At 70.2% G+C, this 25149-nt stretch carries 23 protein-coding genes and 3 pseudogenes; 21 read left to right on the top strand and 5 right to left on the bottom strand.

The genetic code is table 11. The features are described from left to right. Nucleotides 1-154 precede the first annotated feature (154 nt). Both ACIBKY_RS27030 and ACIBKY_RS27025 read left to right on the top strand, forming a co-directional pair. Nucleotides 155-454 carry a DUF4193 domain-containing protein gene (locus ACIBKY_RS27030; RefSeq protein WP_090929286.1) on the top strand — a complete coding sequence of 100 codons (300 nt, stop codon included), beginning with the start codon at nucleotides 155-157 and terminating at the stop codon, nucleotides 452-454. Between the two features lie 12 nt (nucleotides 455-466). Then, on the top strand, nucleotides 467-1276 hold the full coding sequence (locus ACIBKY_RS27025; protein ID WP_397100638.1) for a hypothetical protein: 810 nt from the start codon (nucleotides 467-469) through the stop codon (nucleotides 1274-1276). Nucleotides 1277-1283: 7 nt separating this feature from the next. Here ACIBKY_RS27025 and ACIBKY_RS27020 read toward each other — a convergent pair whose 3' ends face one another. The 3 genes from ACIBKY_RS27020 to paaI form a co-directional block, all read right to left on the bottom strand. Beyond that, nucleotides 1284-1874, bottom strand: a complete 591-nt coding sequence (locus ACIBKY_RS27020; protein ID WP_397100636.1) for a TetR/AcrR family transcriptional regulator — start codon at nucleotides 1872-1874, stop codon at nucleotides 1284-1286. Nucleotides 1875-1878: 4 nt separating this feature from the next. Then, entirely contained in the window at nucleotides 1879-3198 is a 1320-nt protein-coding gene (paaK, locus tag ACIBKY_RS27015) for a phenylacetate--CoA ligase PaaK (RefSeq protein ID WP_397100634.1), read from the bottom strand. Between the two features lie 80 nt (nucleotides 3199-3278). Further along, nucleotides 3279-3647, bottom strand: coding sequence for a hydroxyphenylacetyl-CoA thioesterase PaaI (paaI, locus tag ACIBKY_RS27010; protein ID WP_397101319.1), 369 nt, complete (start codon nucleotides 3645-3647; stop codon nucleotides 3279-3281). 97 nt (nucleotides 3648-3744) lie between these two features. Between paaI and paaN the strand changes: the two genes are divergently transcribed. The 12 genes and pseudogenes from paaN to ACIBKY_RS26950 all read left to right on the top strand — a co-directional run bounded on the left by paaN (nucleotide 3745) and on the right by ACIBKY_RS26950 (nucleotide 15730). Then, nucleotides 3745-5391, top strand: a complete 1647-nt coding sequence (paaN, locus tag ACIBKY_RS27005; protein ID WP_397100632.1) for a phenylacetic acid degradation protein PaaN — start codon at nucleotides 3745-3747, stop codon at nucleotides 5389-5391. A 572-nt stretch (nucleotides 5392-5963) separates the two neighbouring features. After that, complete coding sequence (locus tag ACIBKY_RS27000; protein ID WP_397100630.1) at nucleotides 5964-6707, top strand: enoyl-CoA hydratase/isomerase family protein; 744 nt, start codon at nucleotides 5964-5966, stop codon at nucleotides 6705-6707. Then, nucleotides 6704-6904, top strand: a pseudogene (locus ACIBKY_RS26995) (3-hydroxyacyl-CoA dehydrogenase NAD-binding domain-containing protein); the annotation flags it as partial. The gene ACIBKY_RS27000 and the pseudogene ACIBKY_RS26995, both read left to right, overlap by 4 nt. Nucleotides 6905-7189: 285 nt before the next feature. Further along, nucleotides 7190-7951, top strand: a pseudogene (locus ACIBKY_RS26990) (3-hydroxyacyl-CoA dehydrogenase family protein); the annotation flags it as partial. Continuing rightward, a pseudogene (gene paaA, locus ACIBKY_RS26985) lies at nucleotides 7948-8847 on the top strand (1,2-phenylacetyl-CoA epoxidase subunit PaaA); the annotation flags it as partial. The pseudogenes ACIBKY_RS26990 and paaA, both read left to right, overlap by 4 nt. A 431-nt stretch (nucleotides 8848-9278) precedes the next feature. Next, nucleotides 9279-9548 (top strand): 1,2-phenylacetyl-CoA epoxidase subunit PaaB, encoded by a 270-nt coding sequence (paaB, locus tag ACIBKY_RS26980; protein WP_397100628.1) that lies wholly within the window; start codon nucleotides 9279-9281, stop codon nucleotides 9546-9548. Continuing rightward, a complete protein-coding gene (gene paaC / locus ACIBKY_RS26975; protein WP_397100626.1) occupies nucleotides 9545-10258 on the top strand; it encodes a 1,2-phenylacetyl-CoA epoxidase subunit PaaC in 714 nt (237 codons plus the stop codon). The genes paaB and paaC overlap by 4 nt, the downstream gene beginning before the upstream one ends. Beyond that, nucleotides 10252-10719: a 1,2-phenylacetyl-CoA epoxidase subunit PaaD gene (paaD, locus tag ACIBKY_RS26970; protein WP_397100624.1), complete on the top strand. Its 468-nt coding sequence runs from the start codon at nucleotides 10252-10254 to the stop codon at nucleotides 10717-10719. Before paaC ends, paaD begins: the two co-directional genes overlap by 7 nt. Nucleotide 10720: 1 nt before the next feature. Beyond that, entirely contained in the window at nucleotides 10721-11725 is a 1005-nt protein-coding gene (locus tag ACIBKY_RS26965; protein ID WP_397100622.1) for a 2Fe-2S iron-sulfur cluster-binding protein, read from the top strand. A gap of 147 nt (nucleotides 11726-11872) precedes the next feature. Then, nucleotides 11873-12820: an MBL fold metallo-hydrolase gene (locus tag ACIBKY_RS26960; RefSeq protein WP_397101317.1), complete on the top strand. Its 948-nt coding sequence runs from the start codon at nucleotides 11873-11875 to the stop codon at nucleotides 12818-12820. Further along, nucleotides 12799-14331 carry an FAD-dependent monooxygenase gene (locus tag ACIBKY_RS26955; RefSeq protein ID WP_397100620.1) on the top strand — a complete coding sequence of 511 codons (1533 nt, stop codon included), beginning with the start codon at nucleotides 12799-12801 and terminating at the stop codon, nucleotides 14329-14331. Before ACIBKY_RS26960 ends, ACIBKY_RS26955 begins: the two co-directional genes overlap by 22 nt. Nucleotides 14332-14344: 13 nt before the next feature. Continuing rightward, the gene (locus ACIBKY_RS26950; protein ID WP_397100618.1) at nucleotides 14345-15730 is read left to right on the top strand and encodes a trehalose-6-phosphate synthase; all 1386 of its coding nucleotides are present in this window, start codon (nucleotides 14345-14347) and stop codon (nucleotides 15728-15730) included. On the opposite strand, the gene ACIBKY_RS26945 is transcribed toward ACIBKY_RS26950, so the two are convergent. After that, nucleotides 15711-15989 (bottom strand): DUF4235 domain-containing protein, encoded by a 279-nt coding sequence (locus ACIBKY_RS26945; protein ID WP_397100616.1) that lies wholly within the window; start codon nucleotides 15987-15989, stop codon nucleotides 15711-15713. The two genes, ACIBKY_RS26950 and ACIBKY_RS26945, sit on opposite strands and share 20 nt — an antisense overlap. A gap of 79 nt (nucleotides 15990-16068) precedes the next feature. On the opposite strand from ACIBKY_RS26945, the gene valS reads away from it, so the two are divergent. Then, on the top strand, nucleotides 16069-18567 hold the full coding sequence (gene valS, locus ACIBKY_RS26940) for a valine--tRNA ligase (RefSeq protein WP_397100615.1): 2499 nt from the start codon (nucleotides 16069-16071) through the stop codon (nucleotides 18565-18567). Here the strand turns inward: valS and ACIBKY_RS26935 are convergent. Continuing rightward, nucleotides 18564-20702, bottom strand: a complete 2139-nt coding sequence (locus ACIBKY_RS26935; RefSeq protein ID WP_397100613.1) for a DUF6351 family protein — start codon at nucleotides 20700-20702, stop codon at nucleotides 18564-18566. The genes valS and ACIBKY_RS26935 overlap by 4 nt on opposite strands. Nucleotides 20703-20788: 86 nt before the next feature. On the opposite strand from ACIBKY_RS26935, the gene ACIBKY_RS26930 reads away from it, so the two are divergent. Genes ACIBKY_RS26930 through ACIBKY_RS26905 form a run of 6 tightly spaced genes read left to right on the top strand, consistent with a single transcriptional unit; the run spans nucleotide 20789 to nucleotide 24799 of the window. Then, complete coding sequence (locus tag ACIBKY_RS26930; protein WP_397100611.1) at nucleotides 20789-21997, top strand: AI-2E family transporter; 1209 nt, start codon at nucleotides 20789-20791, stop codon at nucleotides 21995-21997. 11 nt (nucleotides 21998-22008) lie between these two features. Further along, nucleotides 22009-22563: a PaaI family thioesterase gene (locus ACIBKY_RS26925; RefSeq protein WP_397100609.1), complete on the top strand. Its 555-nt coding sequence runs from the start codon at nucleotides 22009-22011 to the stop codon at nucleotides 22561-22563. A 20-nt stretch (nucleotides 22564-22583) separates the two neighbouring features. Next, entirely contained in the window at nucleotides 22584-23063 is a 480-nt protein-coding gene (gene dut, locus ACIBKY_RS26920; RefSeq protein ID WP_397101315.1) for a dUTP diphosphatase, read from the top strand. Nucleotides 23064-23075: 12 nt separating this feature from the next. Then, a complete protein-coding gene (locus ACIBKY_RS26915) occupies nucleotides 23076-23714 on the top strand; it encodes a DUF3710 domain-containing protein (RefSeq protein WP_397100607.1) in 639 nt (212 codons plus the stop codon). Nucleotides 23715-23742: 28 nt separating this feature from the next. Further along, on the top strand, nucleotides 23743-24132 hold the full coding sequence (locus tag ACIBKY_RS26910; RefSeq protein ID WP_184971835.1) for an OB-fold nucleic acid binding domain-containing protein: 390 nt from the start codon (nucleotides 23743-23745) through the stop codon (nucleotides 24130-24132). Nucleotides 24133-24136: 4 nt separating this feature from the next. After that, entirely contained in the window at nucleotides 24137-24799 is a 663-nt protein-coding gene (locus tag ACIBKY_RS26905) for a DUF3159 domain-containing protein (RefSeq protein WP_397100605.1), read from the top strand. Nucleotides 24800-25149 lie beyond the last annotated feature (350 nt).

Here is a 25149-nt window from a genome sequence, read left to right as displayed (position 1 = left end):
GCGTCATGACGTGTTGGGAGGTTCGTCGACCTCTTCTCGCGGGTATCCGATGCAAAATCTCCCGCGAGGAACGGGCACAAGATGAACGTCCCGGACGTTAGACCACGCGCGACGAGCGCGAAGACATATAGATGAGGGGGATGGAGTAAGCACAATGGCTACCGACTACGACAGCCCGCGCAAGACCGATGACGACCTGGGGGAGGACAGCCTCCAGGAACTCCAGGCGCGGCGCACGGACAAGTCGTCCGGCAGCATCGACATCGACGAGACCGATCTCGCCGAGTCGCTCGAGCTGCCCGGTGCCGACCTGTCCAACGAGGAGCTCTCCCTGCGCGTGATACCGCGCCAGGCCGACGAGTTCACGTGTTCGCGTTGCTTCCTGGTGCACCACCGCAGCCAGCTGGCCTCCGAGCGGAACGGCCAGCAGGTCTGCCGGGAGTGCGCCGCCTAGTTGGGAGGCACCGTGGCAGCACCTGACAAGGAGAACGCCGAGCCCGACAGGGAAATCGGCGAGATCGTGGGCAAGCTCTCCCAACCCGGTGAGCTGGAGCCGGCCGAGCGGCGCAAGCTGCTCGGCCGACTAGCCCAATCTCTCGCGGCAGGCGCGAGGAAGGCACGCAGGAGCGGCGAGAGCCGAGGCCGATGGCTCGCCGACGTGTTCCTCAGCATCGCGCCCCGCATCCCCATCAGGGACCTGCAGACACTTTCCGAGCACCATCACGGCCTCACTGGTGAGCAACTCGCCGACGACCTGGTGCGCACCGCCCAGAAGGCCACCATGACCGTCGGCGCCATCGGCGGGGCACTGGCCGCCGCCGAGTTCGCCGCTCCACCCCTCCTGCTCTCCGCGCCGGCCCAGCTGGTCGCCGAGACGATCGTCGTGGCCGCCATCGAAGTCAAACTTCTGGCCGAGCTGCACGAGGTCTACGGCGTCCGCGTCGAGGGCACCGGCACCCAGCGTGCCGTCGCCTTCACCGCGGCCTGGGCCAGGCAGCGCGGAATCGACCCCTTCGCACCGGCCACGGTGACGCTCGCGATCGGCGCCGCCACCAAGACCGCACTGCGCAACCGGCTGCTCAAGGTCCTGGGACGCCACCTGACCACGCTCGGGCCCTTCCTCACCGGCGCCGTCGCCGGAGGCGCGCTCAACCGGGCCGCCACCAAGCGGCTGGGCGAGGCGATCCGCAACGACCTGCGGGGCAAGCAGGCGCTGCCGACGCCCGGCAAGCGGGCCCTCGACGCCGATTCCGCCCCCGGGCGGCTCGACCCCTGAGCCGCGCTCAGACGCGCAGGCCGTCGAACGTCATCTTCAGCACCGCGTCGGCCAGTTCGTCGGCCGTGCCGCCCCTGCCGGGCTGGTACCACTCGGTGATGGAGTTCACCGTCCCGAACAACAGCCGCGTCACCAGCGCCGGGTCCAGGTCGGGCCTGATCTGGCCGTCGGCCGCCGCCTCCTTCACCAGGTGCGCGATGAACCGGTCGAACTCGCGCCGCCGGTCCAGCGCCTGCTGCTCGGTCGCGCTGTTGCCGCGCACCCGCAGCAGCAGTGTCACGTACGGCAGGCGGTCCACCAGGATGCGGACGCTCTGCCGTACCACCCACTGGAGCCGCTCGATCGCGGGACCGGTACTGGCCCGCTCGTCGGCCACCACCTCGAACAGCCCGTTCAGCGCCCGGTCCAGCGCCCGCGCGAGGAGCTGTTCCTTGCCGGGCACGTGGTAGTAGATGGCCGACTTGGTGACGCCGAGCGCGCGGGCCAGGTCCTCCATGCTGGTCCCGTCGAAGCCGCGCTCGTTGAAGACGCCCACGGCGATGGACAGCACGGACTCGGGGTCGTGTCCGCGCTTCCGCTGACGGGATGTGGTGGCCATATGGTCAATTATCCCGTCTGTCGATGACCCGTTTGAGCTTGCCGACGGATCGCTCCAACGTCTCCGGCTCCACGATCTCCACCTCGACGCTCACCCCGACCGTGTCCTTGACCGCCCCGCGCAACGCGGCGGCGGCCTCGCCGCGGCCCTCGAAGCCCGGCCTGGCCTCGACCTTGACGGTCATCACGTCCAGCCGCTCCGGCCGGGTCAGGTGCACCTGGAAGTGCGGCGACAGGCCGGGCGTGCGCAGCACAATCTCCTCGATCTGGGTGGGGAAGACGTTCACGCCGCGCAGGATGATCATGTCGTCGGTGCGTCCGGTCACCTTCTCCATGCGCCGGAACGCCGGCCGCGCGGTCCCGGGCAGCAACCGGGTCAGGTCACGGGTGCGGTAGCGGATGATCGGCAGCGCCTGCTTGGTCAGCGAGGTGAAGACCAGCTCGCCCGCCTCGGCGACCTCGCCGGTGAACGGGTCGACCGTCTCCGGGTAGAAGTGGTCCTCCCAGACGTGCAGGCCGTCCTTGGTCTCCACGCACTCCTGCGCGACGCCGGGGCCCATCACTTCCGACAGGCCGTAGATGTCGACCGCGTGCAGGTCGAAGCGCTCCTCGATCTCCTTGCGCATCTCCTCGGTCCAGGGCTCGGCGCCGAAGATCCCGACCTTGAGCGAACTGGCGCGCGGGTCGAGGCCCTGCGACTCGAACTCGTCGAGAAGCGCCAGCATGTACGACGGGGTCACCATGATGACCTCGGGCCGGAAGTCGTTGATGAGCTGGACCTGCCGGGGCGTCATGCCGCCGGAGACCGGCACGACCGTGCAGCCGAGCCGCTCGGCGCCGTAGTGGGCCCCGAGGCCGCCGGTGAACAGGCCGTAGCCGTAGGCGACGTGCACGATGTGGCCGGGGCGGCCGCCGGCGGCGCGGATGGAGCGGGCCATGACGCCGGACCAGGTGTCGATGTCGTGCCGCGTGTAGCCGACGACGGTGGGCTTGCCGGTGGTGCCGCTGGAGGCGTGGATCCGGACGACCTGCTCGCGGGGGACGGCGAACATGCCGAAGGGGTAGGTGTCGCGCAGATCCTGCTTGGTGGTGAAGGGGAAGCGCGCGAGGTCGGCGAGTTCTTTGCAGTCGTGGGGGTGGACGCCTAGTTCGTCGAATTTATGACGATAAAACGGGACGTTTTGGTATGCGTGGTTGAGCGTCCACCGCAGGCGCTCCAGCTGCAACGCGGCCAGCTCGTCACGCGAAAGCCGTTCCGCGGGATCTAGGTCCTCCGGCGCGGGCGCTCCGGCCGTGTTCACGGGACGGTCCGTGGGTCGGTCCATGGGTGTGTTCATGGGACGGTCCGTGGGTCGGTCCATGGGTGTGTTCATGGGACGGTCCGTGCGTCGGTCCATGGGTGGCTTCACCGCATCTCCCTGCTTCTGCCGCGGAACTCCGCGACCACCTGGCCGCCGGAACCCGTCACCGTGATGTCGTAGATTCCGCTGCGTCCGTAACGCGTGCGCTCGGCCGCGGCGGCGGTCAGCACGTCGTCCTCCCGGGCGGGGGCGACGAAGGTGATCTCCGCCCCGGCCGCGACCGTCACCGGGCCGTAGGTGTTGCACGCGCAGGCGAAGGCGGTGTCGGCCAGGAGGAAGACGTATCCGCCGTGGCACAGGCCGTGCCCGTTGACCATCTCCCCGGTCACCCGCATCCGGCAGGTCGCCCGGCCCTCGGCCAGATCGAGCAGCTCGATGCCCAGAGCCTTGGAGGCCGTGTCGGCGGCGAGCATACGACGCGCGCTTTCCAACGGAAGTCTCCCTTGTCAACTGACCGAATGTTCGGTAAACACTTCACGTCCGGCGGATCCCTGTCAAGAGAGGGACAACATGTTCGAGCAGAACCGCGAGACCCTGGACCAGGCGCTCTCCGCGATCTCGGAACGGGGCTACTGGAGCGCCTATCCCGAGTCGCCGAGCCCCCGCGTCTACGGAGAGGGCGCCGCCGAGCGGGGCAAGGAAGCGTTCGAGGCCTATCTGGGCAGACCCTTCCCCACCGACCAGCCGTCCTCCGGTGACCCGGCCGGGGCCGAACGCTCGCCGTACGGGATCGAACTCGGCGTCACCTACCCGCGGCCGGACGTCGCGGACCTCATCGCCGCGGCCAAGGCGGCGCTGCCCGCCTGGCGCGACGCCGGGCCCGAGGCGCGCGCTCTCGCCTGCGTCGAGATCGTCAACCGGATCAACAAGCGCTCCTTCGAGATCGCCAACGCCGTGCAGCACACCAGCGGGCAGGCGTTCGTCATGGCCTTCCAGGCCGGCGGCCCGCACGCCCAGGACCGCGCGCTCGAAGCCATCGCGTACGGCTACGCCGCCATGACCGCCTCCGGCACCGCGGCGCGCTGGGAGAAGCCGGCCAAGGGCGATCCGCTGGTGATGGAGAAGAAGTTCACCGTCGTGCCGCGGGGCATCGGGCTCGTCATCGGCTGCAACACCTTCCCGACCTGGAACTCCTACCCGGGCCTGTTCGCCTCGCTCGTCACCGGCAACCCCGTCATCGTCAAGCCCCACCCGCGCGCCATCCTGCCGCTGGCCATCTCCGTCCAGATCGCCCGCGAGGTGCTGGCCGAGGCGGGCTTCGACCCCGCCCTCGTGCAACTGGCCGTGGAAGAGGGCGTGGGCCTGGCCACCGACCTGGCCGTCCATCCCGACGTACGCATCGTCGACTTCACCGGCTCCACCACCTACGGCGACTGGCTGGAGGCGAACGCCCGCCAGGCGCTCGTCCACACCGAGAAGGCCGGGCTCAACACCGTCGTCCTCGACTCCACCGACGCCTACAAGGGCATGCTCGGCAACCTCGCGTTCTCCCTGTCGCTCTACAGCGGTCAGATGTGCACCGCGCCGCAGAACATCCTCATCCCGGCCGCCGGCATCGACACCGACGAAGGACACAAGAGCTTCGACGAGGTCGCCGCCGGGATCGCCGCCGCGGTCGGCAAACTCCTCGGCGACGACGCCCGCGCGGTGGAACTGACCGGGGCGCTGGCCAACCCCGACGTGCTGGCCCGCGTCGACAACGCGCCCGCGCTGGGCGAGGTGATCCTGGAATCACGGGCGCTCAAGCACCCGACCTTCCCGGAGGCGACCGTCAGGACGCCCGTCATCGTGCGCGTCGACCCCGCGCGATCCGACGTCTACACCAGCGAGCACTTCGGTCCCATCTCCTTCGTCATCCCGGTGGAGTCGACCGAGGCGGCGCTGAACCTGCTCGGCGAGACCGTCTCGGCGCACGGGGCGCTGACGGCGGCCGTGTACTCGACCTCGCCCGATGTGCTGGACCGGGCGGAGAAGGCGGCCTTGGAGGCCGGGGTCAACCTCTCCTGCAACCTGACCGGCGGCATCTTCGTCAACCAGTCGGCGGCGTTCAGCGACTTCCACGGCTCCGGCGCCAACCCCGCCGCGACGGCCTCCCTCACTGATCCGGGCTATGTGGCGGGCCGCTTCCACATCGTCCAATCCCGCCGCCCGGCCTGACACCCGGTTCCCGTGCCGTGTGGTGCCGAGGGGCCGGGCGAGGAAGCGGTCCACCCGCTCCGGCCCCGGGGCTCCGGTCCGGCCCTTGCCATCCGGTCCGGGGAACGGGCCGCCTGGTCCCTGCCAACCGGTCCGGGGAACGGGGCGCGCGGTCCGGTCCCTGTCAAGCGGCTCGGAACAGGCCGCCTGGTCCGGCCCTTGCCCTCCGGTCCGGGGAACGGGCCATCCGGTCCCGGCAATCCGGTCCAGGGAACGGGCCATCTGGTCCCTGCCTTCCGGTCCGGGGAACGGGTCACCCGGTCCCTGCCATCCGGTCCAGGGAACGGGTCACCCGGTCCCTGCCATCCGGTCCGGCCCCGGGGATCGCGCCGCAGCACCCGGTGCAGTCCAACCACCACCGGGCCCGTTCGCGCATCCCTCCCGGCCCTGTCGTCCGCGTCCCCAATGGCGGCCGCATCGTCCCCCTTCGGCACACGGCCCTTGTCGTCGCTGCCCGACCGACGCCTCTGCCCGTGCCGCGAACCGTGAGGAACCCGCATGACTGACATCCACCCGGCCGCCGGGGATCGACGGTGAACACCCTGCTCGTGGAGGAGAAGCCGGACCGGCTCGTGGTGCGGCTCCACCGGCCCGAGGCCCGCAACGCGATCAACGCCGAGATGGTCGGCGACCTCCACGCGGTCTGCGGCCTCCTGGAAAGCAACCCCAGGCCGCTGATGCTGACCGGCGGCAACGGGTTCTTCGCCGCCGGGGCCGACATCGCCGAACTGCTCGAACGCGGCCGTGACCAGGCACTCCAGGGCATCAACAGCACGCTGTTCGAGCGCATCCGCCGCCTGCCGATGCCGACGGTGGCCGCGGTCGACGGTTACGCGCTGGGCGGCGGCGCGGAGCTGGCGTACGCCTGCGACATCAGGGTGGCCAGCACCCAGGCGAAGTTCGGCAACCCCGAGCCCAATCTGGGCATCATCGCCGGCGCCGGAGCGTGCTGGCGGCTGAAGGAACTGGTCGGGGATCCGCTGGCCAAGCTGGTACTGCTGGCCGGGCACACCATCGACGCCCAGGAAGCGCTGTCGTCGCGCCTCGTCGCCTCCGTGCACGAGCAAGGGTCCCTGGAGGCCGCGGCCCACGCCCTGATCGACCGTATGGCGAACATGTCACCCGCCGCACTCCGCCTGACCAAGCTCGTCCTGGACGCCCCGCCGGCCGCCCACCCCGTCACCGACCACCTGGCCCAGGCCGTGCTGTTCGAGGACCCCGACAAGCACGCCCGGATGCGGAAATTCCTGGACCGGAACAGGAAGGACAACCGATGACCGACGCACCCCGAGCCGCAGAACCAGAACCGGGGCCAGCCGAGGAACCCGCAGGACCAGAACCGGGGCCAGCCAAGGAACCCCGCCGCCTGCGGGTGGCCGTCATCGGCGGCGGCCGGATGGGCGCCGGCATAGCCCAGGTCTTCCTTACGGCCGGAGCCGAAGTAACCGTCCAGGAACCGGAAGCCGCAGCCGCCCACGCCCGCATTGCCAAGGGCCTGGCCATAGCCGAATCCAAATCCACCCCCATCGGCCAACCCCCCACCCCACCACCCAGCCCCGAGCCCGCCAACCCCACCCCGGTCAACCCCACCCCGGTCAACCCCACCCCGGTCAACCCCGGGTCCGTCGGTCCCGGGTCCGTCGGTCCCGGGTCTGTCGGTCCCGGGTCTGTCGGTCCCGGGTCTGTCGGTCCCGGGTCTGTCGCCCCTGGGTGGGACACTCCGGGATCTGCCGGTCCGGGGTCTGTCAGCCCGAGGTCGGACACCCCGGGATCGGTCGGTCTCGGGTCGGTCGGTCTCGGGTCGGTCGGCCCCGCGTCTGTCGGTCCGGGGGTTGTCGGCTCTGGAGGTGGTCGGGTCAGTGCGGCGGAGGCGTTGGCTCGGTTGGTGATGGGGCCGGTGCCGCATGGTGTGGATCTGGTGATCGAGGCGGTGCCGGAGGATCCCAAGCTCAAGGTCGAGGTTCTGGCCGAGGCTGAGGCGCGGGCGGGGGAGCGGGCCGTACTGGCGAGCAATACGAGTTCGCTGTCGATCGGAGAGCTGGCGGCGGGGCTTGATCGGCCCGAGCGGCTGATCGGGCTGCACTTCTTCAATCCGGTGCCGGTGCAGAAGCTGGTCGAGATCGTTGTGACGCCCGGTACCCCGGATGAGGTGCTTGGGCGGGCCCAAAGCTGGGTGGAGCTGATCGGGAAGACGGGAGTGGTGGTCAACGACTCGCCGGGGTTCGCGTCCAGTCGGCTGGGCGTGCTGCTGGGGCTGGAGGCCATGCGGATGGTCGAGGAGGGCGTCGCCTCGCCCGAGGACATCGACACCGCCATGGAACTCGGCTACCGGCACCCGATGGGGCCGATCAAGCTCGGGGACCTCGTGGGGCTGGATGTGCGGCTGGCCATCGCCGAGTACCTGCACCAGAAGCTCGGTGAACGGTTCGAGCCGCCCCGGATCCTGCGGGAGAAGGTCGCCGCGGGGGAGCTGGGGCGTAAGTCGGGGAAAGGGTTCTATACGTGGGAGGAGGATCGATGAGCGGGATATTTCAGGAAGTCATCGACGCGGACGAGCGCATCGAACCACGCGACGACATGCCCGACGCCTACCGCAAGACGCTGATCCGGCAGATCGCCCAGCACGCGCACTCCGAGATCATCGGCATGCAGCCGGAAGGCAGCTGGATCACCCGGGCGCCCTCGCTCAAGCGCAAGGCGATCCTGCTGGCCAAGGTTCAGGACGAGGCGGGGCACGGGCTCTACCTCTACAGCGCCGCCGAGACGCTCGGCGTCCACCGCGACGAACTGCTCGACGCCCTCCACGAGGGCCGTCAGCGCTACTCCTCGATCTTCAACTATCCGACCCCCACCTGGGCGGACATGGGTGCGATCGGGTGGCTCGTGGACGGCGCCGCCATCGTCAACCAGGTGCCGCTGTGCCGGTGCTCGTACGGGCCGTACGCGCGGGCGATGGTGCGGATCTGCAAGGAGGAGAGCTTCCACCAGCGGCAGGGCTACGAGCTCCTCTACACGCTCGCCCACGGCACGCCCGCCCAGAGGCGCATGGCCCAGGACGCGGTGGACCGCTGGTACTGGCCGTCGCTGATGATGTTCGGCCCGCCGGACACCGAGTCGACCCATTCCGCGCAGTCGATGGCCTGGAAGATCAAGCGCCACTCCAACGACGAGCTGCGGCAGCGGTTCATCGACATGCTGGTACCGCAGGCCGAGATCCTGGGCCTCACCCTCCCCGACCCCGACCTGAGCTGGAACCCCGCGCGCGGCCACTATGACCACGGCGAGATCGACTGGTCGGAGTTCAAGCGCGTGCTGGCGGGCGACGGGCCCCTGAACGCCGAACGCATGGCCCACCGCCGCCGTGCCCACGAGGAGGGCGCCTGGGTCCGCGAAGCCGCCACCGCCTACGCCACCCGCCCCACTCCCCACCCACCCACCTCTGGGGCCTCGGGTGCCAGTCCACCGGACCATGAGGCGCTGCCCTCCGAGGAGTCAGCCGCCGGGATGTCAGCCGCCAGGTCGTCGGACCCCAGGTCGTCAGCCCCCGGGATGTCAGCCGCCAGGTCGTCGGACCCCAGGTCGTCAGCCCCCGGGATGTCAGCCGCCAGGCCGTCGGACCCCAGGTCGTCAGCCCCCGGGATGTCAGCCGCCAGGCCGTCGGACCCCAGGTCGTCAGCCCCCGGGTTGTCGGCCGCAAGGTCGTCGGACCAGGGATTGTCAGACCACGGGTTGTCAGACCCTGGGTCGTCGGACCACGGGTTGTCAGAGCGTGGGTCGGCGGAGCGGGAGCTGCCGGGGGATGGGGTGGGGCCGCGGGAAGGTGGTTCCGGGGCTGGGGAGGTGGGGTGATGTTGTGGGAGGTGTTCGTGCGGCCCAAGCGTGGGTTGTCGCACGTGCACGCCGGCAGCCTGCATGCCGAGGACGCCGAGCTGGCGTTGCGGCATGCCAGGGACCTGTACACCCGCCGCCAGGAGGGTGTGAGCATCTGGGTCGTCCCGGCCGCCAAGATCACCGCCTCGTCGCCGGATGAGAAGGACGCGTTCTTCGATCCGGCGGGGGACAAGCCGTACCGGCATCCGACGTTCTACGACCTGCCCGAGGGGGTGAAGCACCTGTGAACTCCCTGGAGATCGGTGACGACTGCCTCGTGCTGTCGCAGCGGCTGGCCGAGTGGGTGACGCGGGCGCCCACCCTTGAGGAGGACGTCGCTCTGGCCAACCTCTCGCTCGACCTTCTCGGGCAGGCCCGCTCCCTGTTGTCGCGGGTCGGGGATGAGGATGAGCTGGCGTATCTGCGCGGGCCCGGGGAGTTCCGCAACTGCCTGCTCGTGGAGCAGCCCAACGGGGACTTCGCGCACACGGTGGTGCGGCATCTGCTGTACGCGAGCTTCCTGTTCGAGGTGTACGGCGCGCATCCCGAGGACGGGGTGGCCGCCAAGGGCGTCAAGGAGATCGCCTACCACCGCGACTACGCCGCCCTCTGGACCAGGCGCCTCGGCCTGGGCACCGACGAGAGTCACCGCCGCATGACGGCCGCCCTGGACGCGCTCTGGCCGTTCACGGGGGAGCTCTTCGCCCACGACCCCCAAGATGCCCACGACCCCCAAGATGCCCACGACGCCCAAGATGCCCTAGATGCCCGGGACGCTGTGCTCAGGGAGCCATGGGCGGGGTACGTGGGGGCGGTGCTGGAGGAGTCGGGGCTGGTTGTGCCGGAAGGTGTCGAGCAGCGGTACGGGGGGCGCAGAGGTGCGCATACCGAGCACCTGGGTGTCCTGCTGGACGAGATGCAGGCGCTGCACCGCGAGCACCAGGGGGCCACATGGTGACGCTCGCGCAGGCCAGAGCGGTGGTCGCGGCGGTGCCGGATCCTGAGCTGCCCGTGCTCACCCTTGGTGACCTGGGCATCGTCAGGGAGGTCAGGCAGGGGGCGGACGGTGGGTTCGAGGTGGTGGTGACGCCCACGTACTCGGGCTGCCCGGCCATGGACGCCATCCGCGAGGACATCGGGCGGGCGCTGCCCGGCGCGGTGGTCACGACGGTGCTGTCGCCGCCCTGGAGCACGGACTGGATCACCGACGAGGGCAGGCAGAAGCTGCGGGAGCACGGGATCTCGCCGCCGGGCCACCTGCGCGACCGGGGGCCGGTGGCGCTGGAGCTGAGCGCGCGGTGCCCTCGGTGCGGGTCGCCGCGGACGCGCCTGGTCAGCCGGTACGGCTCGACCGCGTGCAAGGCGCTCTACACGTGCCGCGTGTGCCTGGAGCCGTTCGACCACTTCAAGGAGATCTGACGTGAGCCGCTTCCGGCCACTCACGGTCGCGGCCGTGGAACGGCTGACCGACGACGCGGTGGCGGTGACGTTCGAGGAGCGGCTGCCGTTCACGCAGGGGCAGCATCTCACCGTGCGCGTCTTCCTCGACGGCCTTGAGGTACGGCGCAGCTACTCCATCTGCTCCCCGGCGGGCGGCCCCCTCAGGATCGGGGTCAAGCGGCTCCCGGGCGGGGCGTTCTCCGAATGGGCCAACTCCATGCTCAAGCCGGGCGACGTGGTGGAGGCGATGCCGCCACTCGGCCGGTTCACCACCCCGCTATATCCGGAAAAATCGCGGCATCATCTGGCCATCGCCGCCGGATCCGGCATCACCCCCGTCATCTCCCTGCTGACCACCACGCTGGAAGTCGAGCCGCTCAGCCGCTTCACCCTCGTGTACGGCAACAGAACCGCCAGAGAGGTCATGTTCGCCGAGGAACTGGCCGACCTGAAGGACATCTACGGCAGCCGACTCAACCTCCTCCACGTCCTCAGCCAGGAGCCCCAGGAGGCGCCGATCGCCAGCGGCCGCATCGACGCGGACAAGATGCGCACCCTGCTGCCCCTGCTGGGCGAGGCCGACGAGTACTACCTGTGCGGCCCGATCGGCCTGGTCGAGACGGTCAGGGGGATGCTGGGAGGCAGGCGGGTCCACTACGAGCTGTTCTACGCGGGGGAGCCGGTCGCGAGGGCGCACGCCGTACCGGATGGGGCGGTTTTCGACTTCACGCTCGACGGCCGCACCACGCGCGTGAACCTGCGCGACGACGAGAGCCTGCTCGGCGCCGCGCTGAGGGTGCGCGCGGACGCGCCCTACGCGTGCAGGGGCGGCGTCTGCGGCACCTGCCGCGTCCGGCTGAGCCGCGGTGAGGTCACGATGGACCAGAACTACGCGCTGGAGCCCGGAGAACTGGCGGCCGGCTACAGGCTGGCCTGCCAGAGCCACCCCGTCACCGGTCACGTCACAGCGGACTTCGACGCCTGAGAACGCCCAAAAACCCGAGAACCCCAGAACGCCCGAACGCCCGAACGCCCGAGGGCCTGAGAAACGCCTGAACGCCTGAGAAACGCCTGAACGCTTGAGGAACGCCTGAACGCCTGAGAAACGCCTGTCGTGAAGGAGTGGAAGAAGATGGCCAAGCCGTTCGCCTCATCGGAGGATCTGGGCGAGAAGCGGCAGACGCTGCACGTCCTGGCCGAGGGCGTCTACGCGCTCACCGCCGAAGGCGACCCCAACGTGGGCGCGGTCGAGGGCGAGGATTTCGTGGTGTGCTTCGAGGCGCTGGCCACCCCGGTCGCCGCCCGCGAGTGGCTGGCGAAGCTGCGTGAGCACACGGACAAACCGGTGCGCTACCTGGTCCTGTCCCACTACCACGCGGTGCGGGTCCTGGGCGCCTCGGCGTTCGGCGCGGACGTGATCGTGGCGCACGAGAAGACCCGCGAGCTCATCGCCGAGCGCGGCGAGCAGGACTGGGCCAGCGAGTACGGCAGGATGCCGCGCCTGTTCAAGGAACCCGCCTCGATCCCCGGCCTGACCTGGCCCACCGCCACGTTCAGCGACCGCTTCACCATCGAGCTCGGCGGTGACAGGGGCGAGCTGGTTCTGCACTACTGCGGGCGCGGCCACACCGAGGGCGACCTGGTGATGTGGCTGCCGAAGCACCGGATCATGTTCGCCGGAGACCTCGTGGAGTCGCAGGCCGCCCTGTACACCGGCGACGCCTTCCACCGCGACTGGGCGTCGGGCACGCTCGACCGGGTGGCGGCGTTCGGTGCCGAGACGCTGGTCGGCGGCAGGGGCGCGGTGGCGACGGGCAAGGACGGGGTCGAGGCGGCCATCGCGCAGACCCGCGAGTTCCTGGACGTGATGATCAGGGAGGTGGGCGGCAGCCGTACGCTCAAGGAGGCCTTCGAACGCACCCACGCGGCGCTCGCGCCCCGCTACGGACGCTGGCCGATCTTCGAGCACTGCCTGCCGTTCGACGTCTCGCGGTTGTGGGACGAACTGCACGGGATCGAGCGCCCGGTCATCTGGACCGCCGAGAGGGACAGGGACGTATGGGCGGCTCTGCAGTCATAGTGGTCGGCGCGGGCCCGGTCGGTCAGACGGCGGCGCTGCTGCTGGCCCGCTGGGGGCTGCCGGTGCTGGTCCTGGACCGCAGGCCGGCGCGCGACCTGGAGGGCTCGCGTTCGATCTGCCAGCAGCGCGACGTGCTCGACCTCTGGTCGTGGCTGGGCGTGCCGCAGGTGGCCGAGGAGGGTTTGACCTGGACCACCGCGCGCACCTACTACCGCGACCGCGAGCTGTTCTCGTGGAGCTTCGGCGCGCAGGGCCCGCTGCCGCCGTTCGTCAACATCTCGCAGGCCCGCACCGAGGAACTGCTCGACGCGGCCATCGCCGCGGAGCCGCTGATCGAGGTGCGCTGGGACCACGAGGTGACCGGCCTGGAACAGGACGGCGAGGGGGTGACGGTCCGCTGCGGCGATCGGGTGACGCGCGCGCCCTATGTGCTGGCCTGCGCGGGCGCCCGCGCCCACGGGGTACGGCAGGCGCTCGGCGTCACCTTCGACGGGCACTCCTTCGACGACCAGTTCCTCATCTGCGACATCCGGGCCGATCTGCCGGGCTGGGAGCAGGAGCGCCGCTTCTACTTCGACCCGGAGTGGAACCCCGGCCGCCAGGTCCTCATCCACCCGTGTCCCGGCTCGACGTATCGGATCGACTGGCAGGTCCCGCCCGGCTACCTCGCAACATCAGATGATATTTCGCGAAAAATCAGGCAAATCATTGGTGATCGGCCGTATGAGCTCGTCTGGCAGTCGGTCTACCGCTTCCACTCCCGGATCGCCTCCCGGATGCGCGTGGGACGGGTCCTGCTGGCCGGGGACTGCGCCCACCTCGTGGCCCCCTTCGGCGCCCGCGGGCTCAACTCCGGCGTGCCCGACGCCGAGAACGCCGCCTGGAAGCTGGCCGCCGTCCTGCGTGGCTGGGCTCCGGAGGAACTGCTGGAGACCTACCACGACGAACGGCACGCCGCCGCCCGGGAGAACCTGGAGGTCACCACGGCCACCATGCGCTTCCTGGTGCCCACGGACGAGGCCGGGCGGGCGCACCGGCGCGACGTGCTGGAGCGGGGCGCGATCGAGGAGGTCGACTCCGGGCGCTTCGCCGAGCCGTACTGGTATGTGGACTCCCCGCTGACCACGCCGGGCCGACCCTTCGCCGGGCGCCCGCCCAGGGGACAGGCCCCGGCCCCGGCGCCCGGGGTGATCCTTCCGGACTGTCCCGTGCCGGGCGGACGGCTGCGCGAGATGTGCAGAAGCGGTTTCCTGCTACTCCTGGGTGAAATGTGTGATTCGGGTTTGTTTGCCCAGATCCCGGGGAAGGTGACTACGGCGCCGCTCGCCGTTCGCGAGCTCGCGGAGATCGATGGGACCGGAGCCCTGGCCGAGACTCTCGGTGCGGCGCCGGATGAGGCATGGCTCGTCAGGCCCGACGCCCACATCGCCGCGATGATCCCCCATGCGGGGACCGAAGAGGTGGCGGCCGCCGTGAGCCGTGCCTTGCGGCTTGCGTACAGTGAGTCGTAGGAGGGAATCCTTGGTGACCAGCCGTAGCTCGTTCCTGATCGTGGCGAACCGCCTGCCGGTGGACCGCACGGTGGGGCCTGACGGAACGGCATCGTGGCGTCGAAGCCCCGGAGGACTGGTCACCGCCATCGCCCCGGTCATGCAACGCCGCAAAGGCGCCTGGCTCGGCTGGCACGGCGCCGCCGACGAACTCCTGGAGCCGTTCGAGAACGACGGCATGGACCTCATCCCGGTCCCGCTGACCTCGGAAGAGGTCGAGCTCTACTACGAGGGCTTCTCCAACTCGACCCTCTGGCCGCTCTACCACGACGTGGTCGCGCCGCCGGTGTTCGAACGCGAGATGTGGGAGTCCTACCGCACCGTCAACGAGCGCTTCGCGCAGGCCGCCGCCGAGGTCGCCGAGCAGGGCGCGGTGGTGTGGGTGCAGGACTACCAGCTGCAGCTGGTTCCGGCCATGCTCCGTGAGATGCGGCCGGACCTGCGCATCGGGTTCTTCCTGCACATCCCGTTCCCGCCCGTCGAGCTGTTCTGGCGGCTGCCGTGGCGGCGCGAGCTGGTCGAAGGGCTGCTCGGGGCGGACCTGGTCGGCTTCCAGCTGCCGGGCGGGGCGGCCAACTTCCGGATGCTGTGCAGGCGGCTGCTCGGCCTGCCGTACAAGAGCAACGAGATCTTCCTGGAGGACCGGGTCGTCACCACCCAGGCCTTCCCGATCTCCGTCGACTTCTCCGAGCTGGACACGCTCGTGCGCGAGCCGCACATCATGCACCGGGCCAAGGAGATCCGGGTCGAGCTTGGCGACCCCGAGCACGTGCTGCTCGGCGTCGACCGGCTCGACTACACCAAGGGCATCGGCCAGCGGCTCGAAGCCTTCGGGGAGCTGCTGCGCGATGAGAGCCTGGCTCCGGGTGAGGCGGTGTTCGTGCAGATCGCGACGCCCAGCAGGGAGCGGGTCGAGGAGTACCGGCGGCTGCGCGACGACATCGAGCTGCAGGTCGGCCGGATCAACGGCGAGCACTCGGTGCTGGGGGCCCAGCCGGTGCAGTACTTCCACCAGTCCTATGACCGGGAGGAACTGGCCGCGCTCTACCTGGCCGCCGACATCATGGTCGTGACGCCGCTGCGCGACGGGATGAACCTCGTGGCCAAGGAGTACGTCTCCTGCCATCACGATCTGCAGGGCGCGCTGGTGCTGAGCGAGTTCGCCGGGGCCGCCTCCGAGCTGCGCTCGGCGTACCTGGTCAATCCGTACGACGTGGAGGGACTCAAACGGGAGATGATGGCCGCCATGAACGCCTCGCCGCACGAGCTGGCCCGGCGCATGCGCACGATGCGGCGCCGGGTGGCCACCTACGACGTCGACCGCTGGGCCAGCGAGTTTCTCACGGCTTTGGAGTCTTGAGCGCCTTCCAGGCGTCATAGCGCTTCTTCGCGGTCTTGTTGACCACGATCTGCGCCACCGACATGCCGACGCCCATCACGACCGCGTAGCCGATGGCCTCACCCATGCTGACCTCGGGGGACTCCGAGTCGATCGGGGGCTCCTTGCCCGTCGCCTTGACCCAGACGAACCCGAGCAGCTTCTTGGCCGCCCAGGCGGTCGCCAGACCCACCAGGCCGCCGATCACCCGCCATGCGACATCCGGCTTGTCGTCCGCCATTCTGATCACTCCTTCGCCTATGTAACGAACACTAGTCTCTAGCTTCTGCGAGCCGTGCGAAGCCGTACCATACGGAGGCATGACTCAACAGCGACTACGCCATGCCGCCATGCCGGAGAAACCGACTCTCGACGGCCTGGAGCAGGTATGGGTAGCGCGCTGGGAAGAGGAAGGCGTCTACCGCTTCGACCGTACCCGTGAGCGGCCCGAGATCTTCTCGGTCGACACCCCGCCGCCCACCGTCTCCGGCTCGCTGCACGTCGGACACGTCTTCTCCTACACCCACACCGACATCATGGCCCGCTACAAGCGGATGGCGGGCTACGAGGTCTTCTACCCGATCGGCTGGGACGACAACGGCCTGCCCACCGAACGCCGGGTGCAGAACGTCTACGGCGTGCGCGGCGACGCCTCCCTGCCCTACGATCCGGAGTTCGCTCCACCGGACAAGCCGGGCAAGCGGGAGATCCCCATCTCGCGGCGCAACTTCGTCGAGCTGTGTCACAAGCTGACCGCCATCGACGAACGGGCCTTCGAGGAGGTCTGGCGGCGCGTCGGCCTGTCGGTCGACTGGTCGCTGCTCTACACCACGATCGGCGACGACTCCCGCGCGGTGTCGCAGCGCGCCTTCCTGCGCAACCTCGCGCGCGGCGAGGCCTACCTCGCCGAGGCGCCGACGCTCTGGGACGTCACCTTCCGCACCGCCGTCGCCCAGGCGGAGCTGGAGGATCGCGAGTGGCCGGGCGCCTTCCACCGGATCTCCTTCTACGGCGACCAGGGGCCGGTCTTCATCGAGACCACCCGCCCCGAGCTCATCCCCGCCTGCGTGGCGCTGGTGGCCCACCCCGACGACGAGCGCTACAAGCCGCTGTTCGGCACGAGCGTGCTCACGCCGCTGTTCGGCGTCGAGGTGCCGATCGTGGCCCACCGCCTGGCCGAGATGGACAAGGGCTCCGGCATCGCGATGATCTGCACCTTCGGCGACGTCACCGACGTCACCTGGTGGCGCGAGCTGGGGCTGGCCACGCGCTCCGTCATCGGCTGGGACGGGCGCCTGCTGCCCGAGCCGCCGGAGGGCGTGGACGGCGAGCCGTACAAGGAACTGGCCGGCAAGACCGTCCACAGCGCCCGCGAGCGGATCGTGGAGATGCTGCGCGAGTCCGGCGACCTCGACGGCGAGCCCAAGCCCGTCCAGCGCACGGTGAAGTTCTACGAGCGCGGCGACAAGCCGCTGGAGATCGTCACCACCCGCCAGTGGTACATCCGCAACGGCGGGCGCGACCAGGCGCTGCGCGAGCGGCTGCTGGAGCGCGGGCGGGAGCTGAAGTGGCATCCGCCGCACATGCGGGTGCGCTACGACAACTGGGTCGAAGGGCTCAACGGCGACTGGCTCATCTCCAGGCAGCGCTTCTTCGGCGTGCCGTTCCCCGTCTGGTACAAGCTCGACGGCTCCGGCAACCGGCTGCACGACGAGCCGATCCTGCCGCCGGAGGAGATGCTGCCGATCGACCCGTCCTCCGACGTGCCGCCCGGCTACACCGAGGACCAGCGCGGCGTGCCCGGCGGCTTCGCCGGTGACACCGACGTCATGGACACCTGGGCCACGTCGTCGCTGACGCCGCAGATCGCCGGTCGCTGGGAGACCGACGACGACCTGTTCCGCCGGGTCTTCCCCATGGACCTGCGCTCGCAGTCGCACGAGATCATCCGCACCTGGCTGTTCGCCACGGTGACCCGCTCGCACCTGGAGTTCGGCGGCCTGCCGTGGAGCGACGCGGCGGTGTCGGGGTGGATCCTCGACCCCGACCGCAAGAAGATGTCCAAGTCCAAGGGGAACGTCGTCACCCCGATGGCGCTGCTGGAGCAGTACGGCTCCGACGCCGTGCGCTACTGGGCCGCCAACGGCCGCTACGGCGTGGACACCGCCTTCGACCCCGGCCAGCTCAAGGTCGGCCGCAGGCTGGCCATCAAGATCCTCAACGCCTCGAAGTTCGTCCTCGGCTTCGGCGACGTCGGCGGCGAGGTGACCGAGGCGCTGGACCTGTCCATGCTGGCCGCGCTGGACGAGGCCGTCGGCGAGGCGGGCCGGGCCTTCGAGTCCTACGACCACACCAGGGCCCTGGAGGTCGCCGAGCGGTTCTTCTGGTCGTTCTGCGACGACTATCTGGAGCTGGTCAAGGCGCGGGCGTACGAGGGGGACGCCTCGGCGGTCGTGGCGCTGCGGCGGGCGCTGGAGACACAGCTGCGGCTGTTCGCGCCGTTCCTGCCGTTCGTCACCGAAGAGGTCTGGTCGTGGTGGCGCGAGGGCTCGGTCCACCGCGCCGCGTGGCCGCAGTCCGCCCCCGGCGCGGGCGACCCCGCCGTGCTGACCGTGGCCTCGGAGATCCTGCGCCGGGTGCGCAAGGCCAAGTCCGAGGCCAAGCAGTCGATGCGGGCCGAGGTGTCCAGGCTGACCGTCACCGGCCCCGAGGTGGCGCTGGTACGGCTGGCCCAGGACGACCTCTGCGGCGCCGGCAACGTCGAGGAGTTCGTCCTGGAACCGGGAGAGTCGCTCACCGTCGAGGTGGAGCTCGGCTAGTAGTCGCACACCCCCGCCGGGAAGACCGCGTCCAGGCGGGCGCGCTCGGCGGGGGCCGGCGTCCACGTGCCGTACAGGCCGCGGGCGATCGCCTTGGCGACCGGCTGCAGCCGGCACTTGAAGACCCCGCCCTCGATCGGGCCGCCCGCCACGATCCGGCTCGTCGAGTACAGCGGGAACGCCTTCGTGCAGGCGCCCGGCTCACGGCGGTCGAGGATGCCGTTCCACACGCCGCGACCGGCCGCGATCTGCGTGCCGTCGGTGGCGAAGCAGCGGTCCACCGCCAGCGGCGGCTTGTTGCCCGGCACCCCGCGCCACGGGCGCTCGCGGATGTTGGCCATCCACGCGTCGATGACCTCCAGCGCCTGCGGTGTCTGGTCGAAGCGTGGCCCGTCCGGCCGGGCGTCGGTGAACCAGATCACCTGGTTGCCGGCGTCGCCGTCATGGTCGAGCATCCGCTGCCGCGAGGCGAACGACTGGTGGCTGTTGTGCATGTCGAGCTGGTCTTCCAGGTAGTGGCGCCAGTCGATGACCGGGATGTCGATGTCGCCCCTGAAGACCAGGCCGCTGCGCTCGACGTTGCGGATCGCGACCGGGTCGCCGGTCCTGCGGCCGGTGGCGACGTTGCGGGCGCTCCACGGGTCCCAGCCGGCCGGGCAGGCGGCCGGGACGAACGGGCAGCCCTCCTGGACCATGTCGCGTGACTCCTTCCACGAGCCCGCCTTCTCGTTGACGTCCAGGAACTCCTCGGGGGTGATGGCGCCGTCACGCAGGGCCTTCAGGCCGTACTGCACGCCGACGTTGTCCCAGGGGGAGCGGGCGTAGCCGTCGGGGCCGACGCCGTAGACGTTCCTGAGGTCTTCCCAGTGGGTCCAGTGGACGGTGTCCTTGACGCCAGGCGGGTCCATCTTGGCCCACTCGGGGTCGTTGTCGTCGGTCCACTTCGGGTTCATGGCCAGCGGGGTCAGGCCGCGCCAGCCGATCACGCACTCGCTGGCGCCCGGCTGCCTCGTGTAGGGGTTGGCGACGGTGTCGCTGGCGTTCAGGCCGATCAGGGCGGTCCTGGAGTCCCAGTTCGCCCAGCGCGGGGTGGCGTCCATGTAGCGTTCGAGCAGCTCGCAGTCGCCGATGTGGATGGTCTGGGTGACCATGTCGGGATAGGAGTACTGGGGGATGGCGGCGTCGATGATCCGGTCGCCGTGGTTCTGGCCGTAGATGTATTGCTGGATGGCGCCGCCGGAACCGCCCACGCCCACGGTGTAGAGCGGCCTGCCGTACAGCTCGATGAAGCGTTCCTTGACCATCAGCGCGGTCTCGCCGCCGACGATCAGGTTGTAGTGGGTCGAGGTACGCGTGCCGGAGGAGTGCAGGATCGCGTAGCCCAGGCCCAGGCCGTGCGGGTCGAGGGCGCTGCCGCCGAGCGTGCCCTGGTCGCGGCCGATCGCGACGCCGCCGTCGAAGCGGTACATGGCCCGCTGGTTCCAGCCGCCCTCCACGACCGCGATCGAGTAGAGGAAGCGGTTGATGACGCCGCGCTCGCGTTTGACCACGAAGTCGACGGTGCGGCCGTCGAGCAGCTTCGTCGTGGACATGTCGGCCGGGCGCTCGGCGGGCATCGGCTTCCACTGGCCGCCGGTCGAGCGGTAGATCCGGTCGGTGACCGAGGGCGCGAAGCAGTCCTTGCTCCAGCCGCCCTCGACCCGGTAGCCCTGCCGGGCCTGGTTGTCGGCCACGGGCGGGCCGAGGCCCGTGCGCTCGGTCTTGCAGACGAACGGGTACTGCTGCGGTCCCGAGAAGATCGGTCCCGAGATCGGGTGGTTGCGCAGCCGCAGCACGTCCCGGTACGGCCGCGCCGTCGCGGTGACCAGGTTCTCGCCCGAGCGCAGGCCGGTCACCAGGCCGGTCGCCGTCCTGCCGCCCGGGTCGGGGACGAAGGCCGAGGTCACGTCCTCGCCGTTGCGCAGCACTTTCAGCCGCGGGGCGAGCCGTACCCTCAGCAGGGCATCGCCGCCGCTCACCTGGTCGGCGCGGCTGGAGAGCACCTCCAGCGCGAGGCCGCCGCCCGCGTGGGCGGGTAAGGCGGTGAGACCGGACAGCGCCATGAGGAGCGCCACTAAGATCGGGACAGCCTTCATGCGTCGAACGTGACATGGGCCGCTGACGTTGCACAGGCCCGAATATGTGCGCGCATCTGTCGGTGGGACGTGCCAGTCTTGAACACGTGTTCTCCGACCGACTGACGAAACTCGTGCCGCCCTTCCTGGCCCGGATGGCGGCGTGGAGTGCCTGCCTGATCCTCGTCGGCGTGGTCGTCTACGTCTTCGCGCAGGTCATCGCCCGGCTCAGCTTCGTGGCGCTGCCGGTGGCGATCGCGCTGCTGCTGGCCGCTCTGCTCTATCCGCTGACGCGCTTCTTCCGCGGCGTCGGGCTGCGCCCGATCTACGCCACCTGGCTGACGATGCTGGTGGCGCTGGCCATCCTGGGCGGCACCGGCTGGCTGGTGGGCGCGCGGGCCAGCGAGGAGTTCCCCCAGCTGACCAAGCAGATCACCGCGACGATCAACAACGTGCGCGACTGGCTGCTGATGGGCCCGCTGCACCTCAGCGAGGCCGAGCTCAGCAACTGGACCGGGCAGATCACGAACTGGATCAGCCAGCAGCAGGCGGCGCTGACCAGCACGGCGCTGGCCGCCGGTCAGGTCTTCGTGGAGATCCTGGCCTCGATCGTGCTGCTGCTGTTCGTCACGTTCTTCCTGCTCAAGGATGGCGACCGGATCTGGGGCTGGTTCCTGAAAGGGTTCGGCGGCATGGCGCCGCGGGTCGACAGGGCCGGCACCGCCGCGTGGGTCACGATCTCCCACTATGTCCAGGGCACGGTCGCGGTCGCCGCGGTGCACGGCGTGATCATGGGCATCGTGCTGGCCGGGCTGGGGGTGCCGCTCTGGGCGGCGCTGGCCGTACTGATCTTCCTGGCGAGCTTCATCCCCATCGTCGGCATCTTCTTCGCCGGCACCGTGGCCACGCTGGTCACGCTCGGCTCGGTCGAGCCGTGGAAGGCGCTGGTCTTCCTCATCGTGCTCATCGTCGAGCAGCAGCTGGAGAACCACGTGCTGCAGCCTCTGATCGTCGGGCGGGCGCTCAACTTCCACCCGCTGGCGATCATCCTGGTGCTGGCGGTCGGCGGCATCATGGGCGGCATCGCGGGCGCCGTGGTGGCGGTCCCGGTGGCCGCCGTCATCTACCGCGCGCTGCCCGAACTGCGCCACGATCCGCCGCAGGAGCTCCCGGCCGCGAACCCGTCCACGCCGCAGGAGCTCCCGGCCGCGAACCCGTCCACGCCGCAGGCCCCCGAGAAGCCCGCACCCGGCAAGCCCGGCGTCCCCCCGCCGGAAGCGGCCGCCGAGGACGTGGCGGCCTCCGGCAAGGAGTAACCTCGTCACCCGTGACACGTTCCTCCCTGACCACGCCTCCCGAGGGCGCGGACCAGCCGAAGGCGCACCTCAACGCGCCCCCGCCGGGTTCGGCGCTCGGCTCCCACTACAGCCGGTGCTTCGGCTGCGGCGCCGACCACCCGACCGGCCTCCACCTCGCCGCCCGCACGCCCGACGGGGCCACGGTCGAGGCGGAGTTCACCGTCGGCACGGCCCACCAGGGAGCGCCGGGGCTGGCGCACGGCGGCGTGCTCGCCGCCGCGATGGACGAAGTCATCGGAATGTCCATCTGGCTGTTCCACAAGCCGTATGTCACGGCCCGCCTGGAGACCGACTACCTCCTCCCGGTTCCCGTGGGCACGACACTCCACCTGCGTGCCTGGTGCACCGGTATGGCGGGGCGGAAGGCGTACCTTGAGGCTGAGGGGCGCGTCGGCGCCCCGGACGGCCCGGTCGCCGTCCGCGCCGCGGCGCTGTTCGTAGAGGTGAACATGGAGCACTTCGCGCAGCACGGCGACGCCGAGGCCATGGCGGCCGAACATCACGAGTACGAGGTGAACCCGTGAGCGGGAGTGAGTCCGGCGCAGTGGGCGGAGCGGACGGGCGGCGTGCGAGCCTCGCGCGCCCGACGGACACAGAGGTCCTGATCCAGCGGCTCGACCGCGAGCTGCCGCCGCCGTCCTATGCCCATCCGGGCGACGCGGGTGCCGACCTCTACGCCGCCGAGGACGTCGAACTGCTGCCCGGCGAGCGCGCGATGGTCGGCACCGGCCTGGCGATCGCGCTGCCCGACGGCTACGCCGCGTTCGTGCACCCGCGCTCGGGCCTGGCCGCCAAACACGGCGTGACCCTCGTCAACGCCCCCGGCACCGTCGATGCCGGATACCGTGGCGAGATCAAGGTGACGCTGATCAACACCGACACCAAGAACGCCTTCCGCCTGCGCCGCGGCGACCGGGTCGCCCAGCTGGTCATCCAGCGTGTGGAGCGCGCCGCCTTCGCCGAGGTCGAGCGCCTGCCCGGATCGGCACGCGGCAACGGCGGCTTTGGTTCTACCGGACGTTAAGGAGTGAGGAACGTGTTCCGACGCAAGCGTCGCGAGCAGGACCCGGTCGCCGAGGAATCGGCGGCACGCGAGCCCGGCCGCGAGTCGGGTCCCTGGGACGCCGACGAGACGCACCCGGAGTCAGACCGGATCGACCTGGGTGGCCTGCGGGTCCCGCACCACCCGGCCTTCGACATCCGCCTGGCCGCCATGGGCGACCAGCACGTCAGCGTGATCGCCCTCTATGAGGAGAGCACGCTGCAGGTCCAGGCGATGGCCGCGCCCAAGTCCTCCGGCCTGTGGGACGAGGTACGCACCAAGATCACCAGCACCGCGAGCGGCCTGTCCGTCAGCGAGGGCCCGCTGGGCCCCGAACTGAGAGGCGAGGTCGAGTCCGACGGCGAACGCCGCCAGATCCGCTACCTCGGCGTCGACGGCCCGCGCTGGCTGCTGCTGGCCATCATCAGCGGCAGGGCCGCCCTCGACGAGAAGGTCGCGGAGGAGTTCCTCGACTTCGTCAGGGACATCGTCGTGGTGCGCGGCAGCGACCCGATGGCCAGGGAAGAGGCGATCCCGCTTCGCCGTCCCAACGAGAACACCCCCGAGCAGGAAGCGTCCGACCCCGGGCTCAACCCCTTCCAGCGAGGACCCGAAATCAGTGAGATTCGCTGACGCCTCTCATCACATAAGCTGAGTCATCATGACGAGTACGGCAGAGCCCCACAAACGCGGGGGATTGCGCGGCTTCTTCAGCCGGCTTGCCTCCCCGCAGTCCGAGATCGAAGCTCAGGAACTGCGGGAGGACGCCGACCAGGCCGGCGCCACTCCCATCGTCAGGTGCGGCGGCCGACGCCGCTTCTGCGTAGCCGGTACGCTACGTACCGTGACGCTGCGTCCCCGTGGTGGGGCGCCCGCGCTGGAGGCCGAGCTCTACGACGGGTCCGACGTGATCGACCTCGTCTGGCTCGGCCGCCGCAGGATCGCGGGCATCGAACCCGGTCGCATCGTCAAGGCCGAGGGCCTGGTCAGCATGCAGGACGGGCGCAAGGTGATGTTCAATCCACGATACGAACTGCGTCCAGGGAGCTGATCAGGTGAGCGCCGAGGCCGAGGAAGTCGCCCACGACACCGTCGAGTCGGCGGTGCGCGCCCAGCTCGGCAAGGCACTGGGCGGCGTGCGTGGCATGATCGAGGCCGCGGTGCCCACGATCGCCTTCACCGTCACGTGGATCACCACGGAGCAGCTGAAAACCTCGCTCATCGTCAGCATCGCGCTGGCGGTGCTGCTGCTCCTGGCGCGCCTCGTGCAGCGTTCCACGCCACAGTTCGTGATCAACAGCCTCATCGGCATCGCCATCGGCGCCTTCTTCGCCAGCCGCTCGGGTGACGCGAAGGCGTACTTCCTGCCCGGAATCCTCTGGAACGCCGGCTACTCGGTGGCGATGCTCATCTCGATCGTCACCCGCTGGCCGGTGGTGGGCTTCCTCATCGGCTCGGTCACGGGCGATCCGACGGCGTGGCACAAGGACCCGGGGATCGTGCGGCTGTGCACGCGGCTGACGTGGCTGCTGATGCTGCCGTGCGTGGTGCGGGTGGCGGTGCAGCTGCCCGTCTACCTGTACGGAGGAGACGAGGCGGTGGCGGCGCTGGGCATCACCAAGATCCTGATGGGCTGGCCCCTCCAGGTCGCCGCGCTCGCCGCCATGCTCTGGCTCCTGGGCCGCGGCCGCACGCCCATCAAGCCGTCGGTGGCGTGATTCTCTTCTTCTGATGGCTGCGTGCGGCTAGGGGTTTCCGGCCCTCTTTACGTTACGGCCCGCCCCAGCCACCCCCACCCGCCGCACAGGGCCGGGCCCCGTCCAGGGGCACGGCCGTCCAGCGTGCATGGCGGGCCGCCGCTACGACCGCCCCGCCGGCCACCCGACGCTGCCGCTGGAAACCCGGGCATGCGTGCTTTTCAGCGGTAGCCGGGTCCGGGGCGGGCGTTATGGCGGCCCGCCCCGCACGCTGGACGGCCGTTTCCCTGGACAGAGGCCGACCACGTGCGGCGGGTGGGGGTGGCTGATGCCGGCCGTAACGGATGGTGCTCGTGACGATGGCTTGCCGT

This window comes from Nonomuraea sp. NPDC050394, from assembly GCF_044459065.1.
Classification (GTDB): Bacteria; Actinomycetota; Actinomycetes; order Streptosporangiales; family Streptosporangiaceae; genus Nonomuraea.
The sequence above is the reverse complement of the archived record's forward strand: the minus strand, read 5'-3'. Positions and strand labels throughout refer to the sequence as shown.

Bases quoted from the DNA above. Each gene is read 5' to 3' on its own strand.
- ACIBKY_RS26955 (WP_397100620.1), top strand. From the start codon at position 12,799: ATGGGCGGCTCTGCAGTCATAGTGGTCGGCGCGGGCCCGGTCGGTCAG.
- paaK (WP_397100634.1), bottom strand. From the start codon at position 3,198: ATGGACCGACCCACGGACCGTCCCGTGAACACGGCCGGAGCGCCCGCG.
- ACIBKY_RS26960 (WP_397101317.1), top strand. From the start codon at position 11,873: ATGGCCAAGCCGTTCGCCTCATCGGAGGATCTGGGCGAGAAGCGGCAG.
- valS (WP_397100615.1), top strand. From the start codon at position 16,069: ATGACTCAACAGCGACTACGCCATGCCGCCATGCCGGAGAAACCGACT.
- ACIBKY_RS27030 (WP_090929286.1), top strand. From the start codon at position 155: ATGGCTACCGACTACGACAGCCCGCGCAAGACCGATGACGACCTGGGG.
- paaI (WP_397101319.1), bottom strand. From the start codon at position 3,647: ATGCTCGCCGCCGACACGGCCTCCAAGGCTCTGGGCATCGAGCTGCTC.
- ACIBKY_RS26935 (WP_397100613.1), bottom strand. From the start codon at position 20,702: ATGAAGGCTGTCCCGATCTTAGTGGCGCTCCTCATGGCGCTGTCCGGT.
- paaB (WP_397100628.1), top strand. From the start codon at position 9,279: ATGTTGTGGGAGGTGTTCGTGCGGCCCAAGCGTGGGTTGTCGCACGTG.
- ACIBKY_RS26945 (WP_397100616.1), bottom strand. From the start codon at position 15,989: ATGGCGGACGACAAGCCGGATGTCGCATGGCGGGTGATCGGCGGCCTG.
- paaN (WP_397100632.1), top strand. From the start codon at position 3,745: ATGTTCGAGCAGAACCGCGAGACCCTGGACCAGGCGCTCTCCGCGATC.
- ACIBKY_RS26910 (WP_184971835.1), top strand. From the start codon at position 23,743: ATGACGAGTACGGCAGAGCCCCACAAACGCGGGGGATTGCGCGGCTTC.
- ACIBKY_RS27020 (WP_397100636.1), bottom strand. From the start codon at position 1,874: ATGGCCACCACATCCCGTCAGCGGAAGCGCGGACACGACCCCGAGTCC.
- paaD (WP_397100624.1), top strand. From the start codon at position 10,252: ATGGTGACGCTCGCGCAGGCCAGAGCGGTGGTCGCGGCGGTGCCGGAT.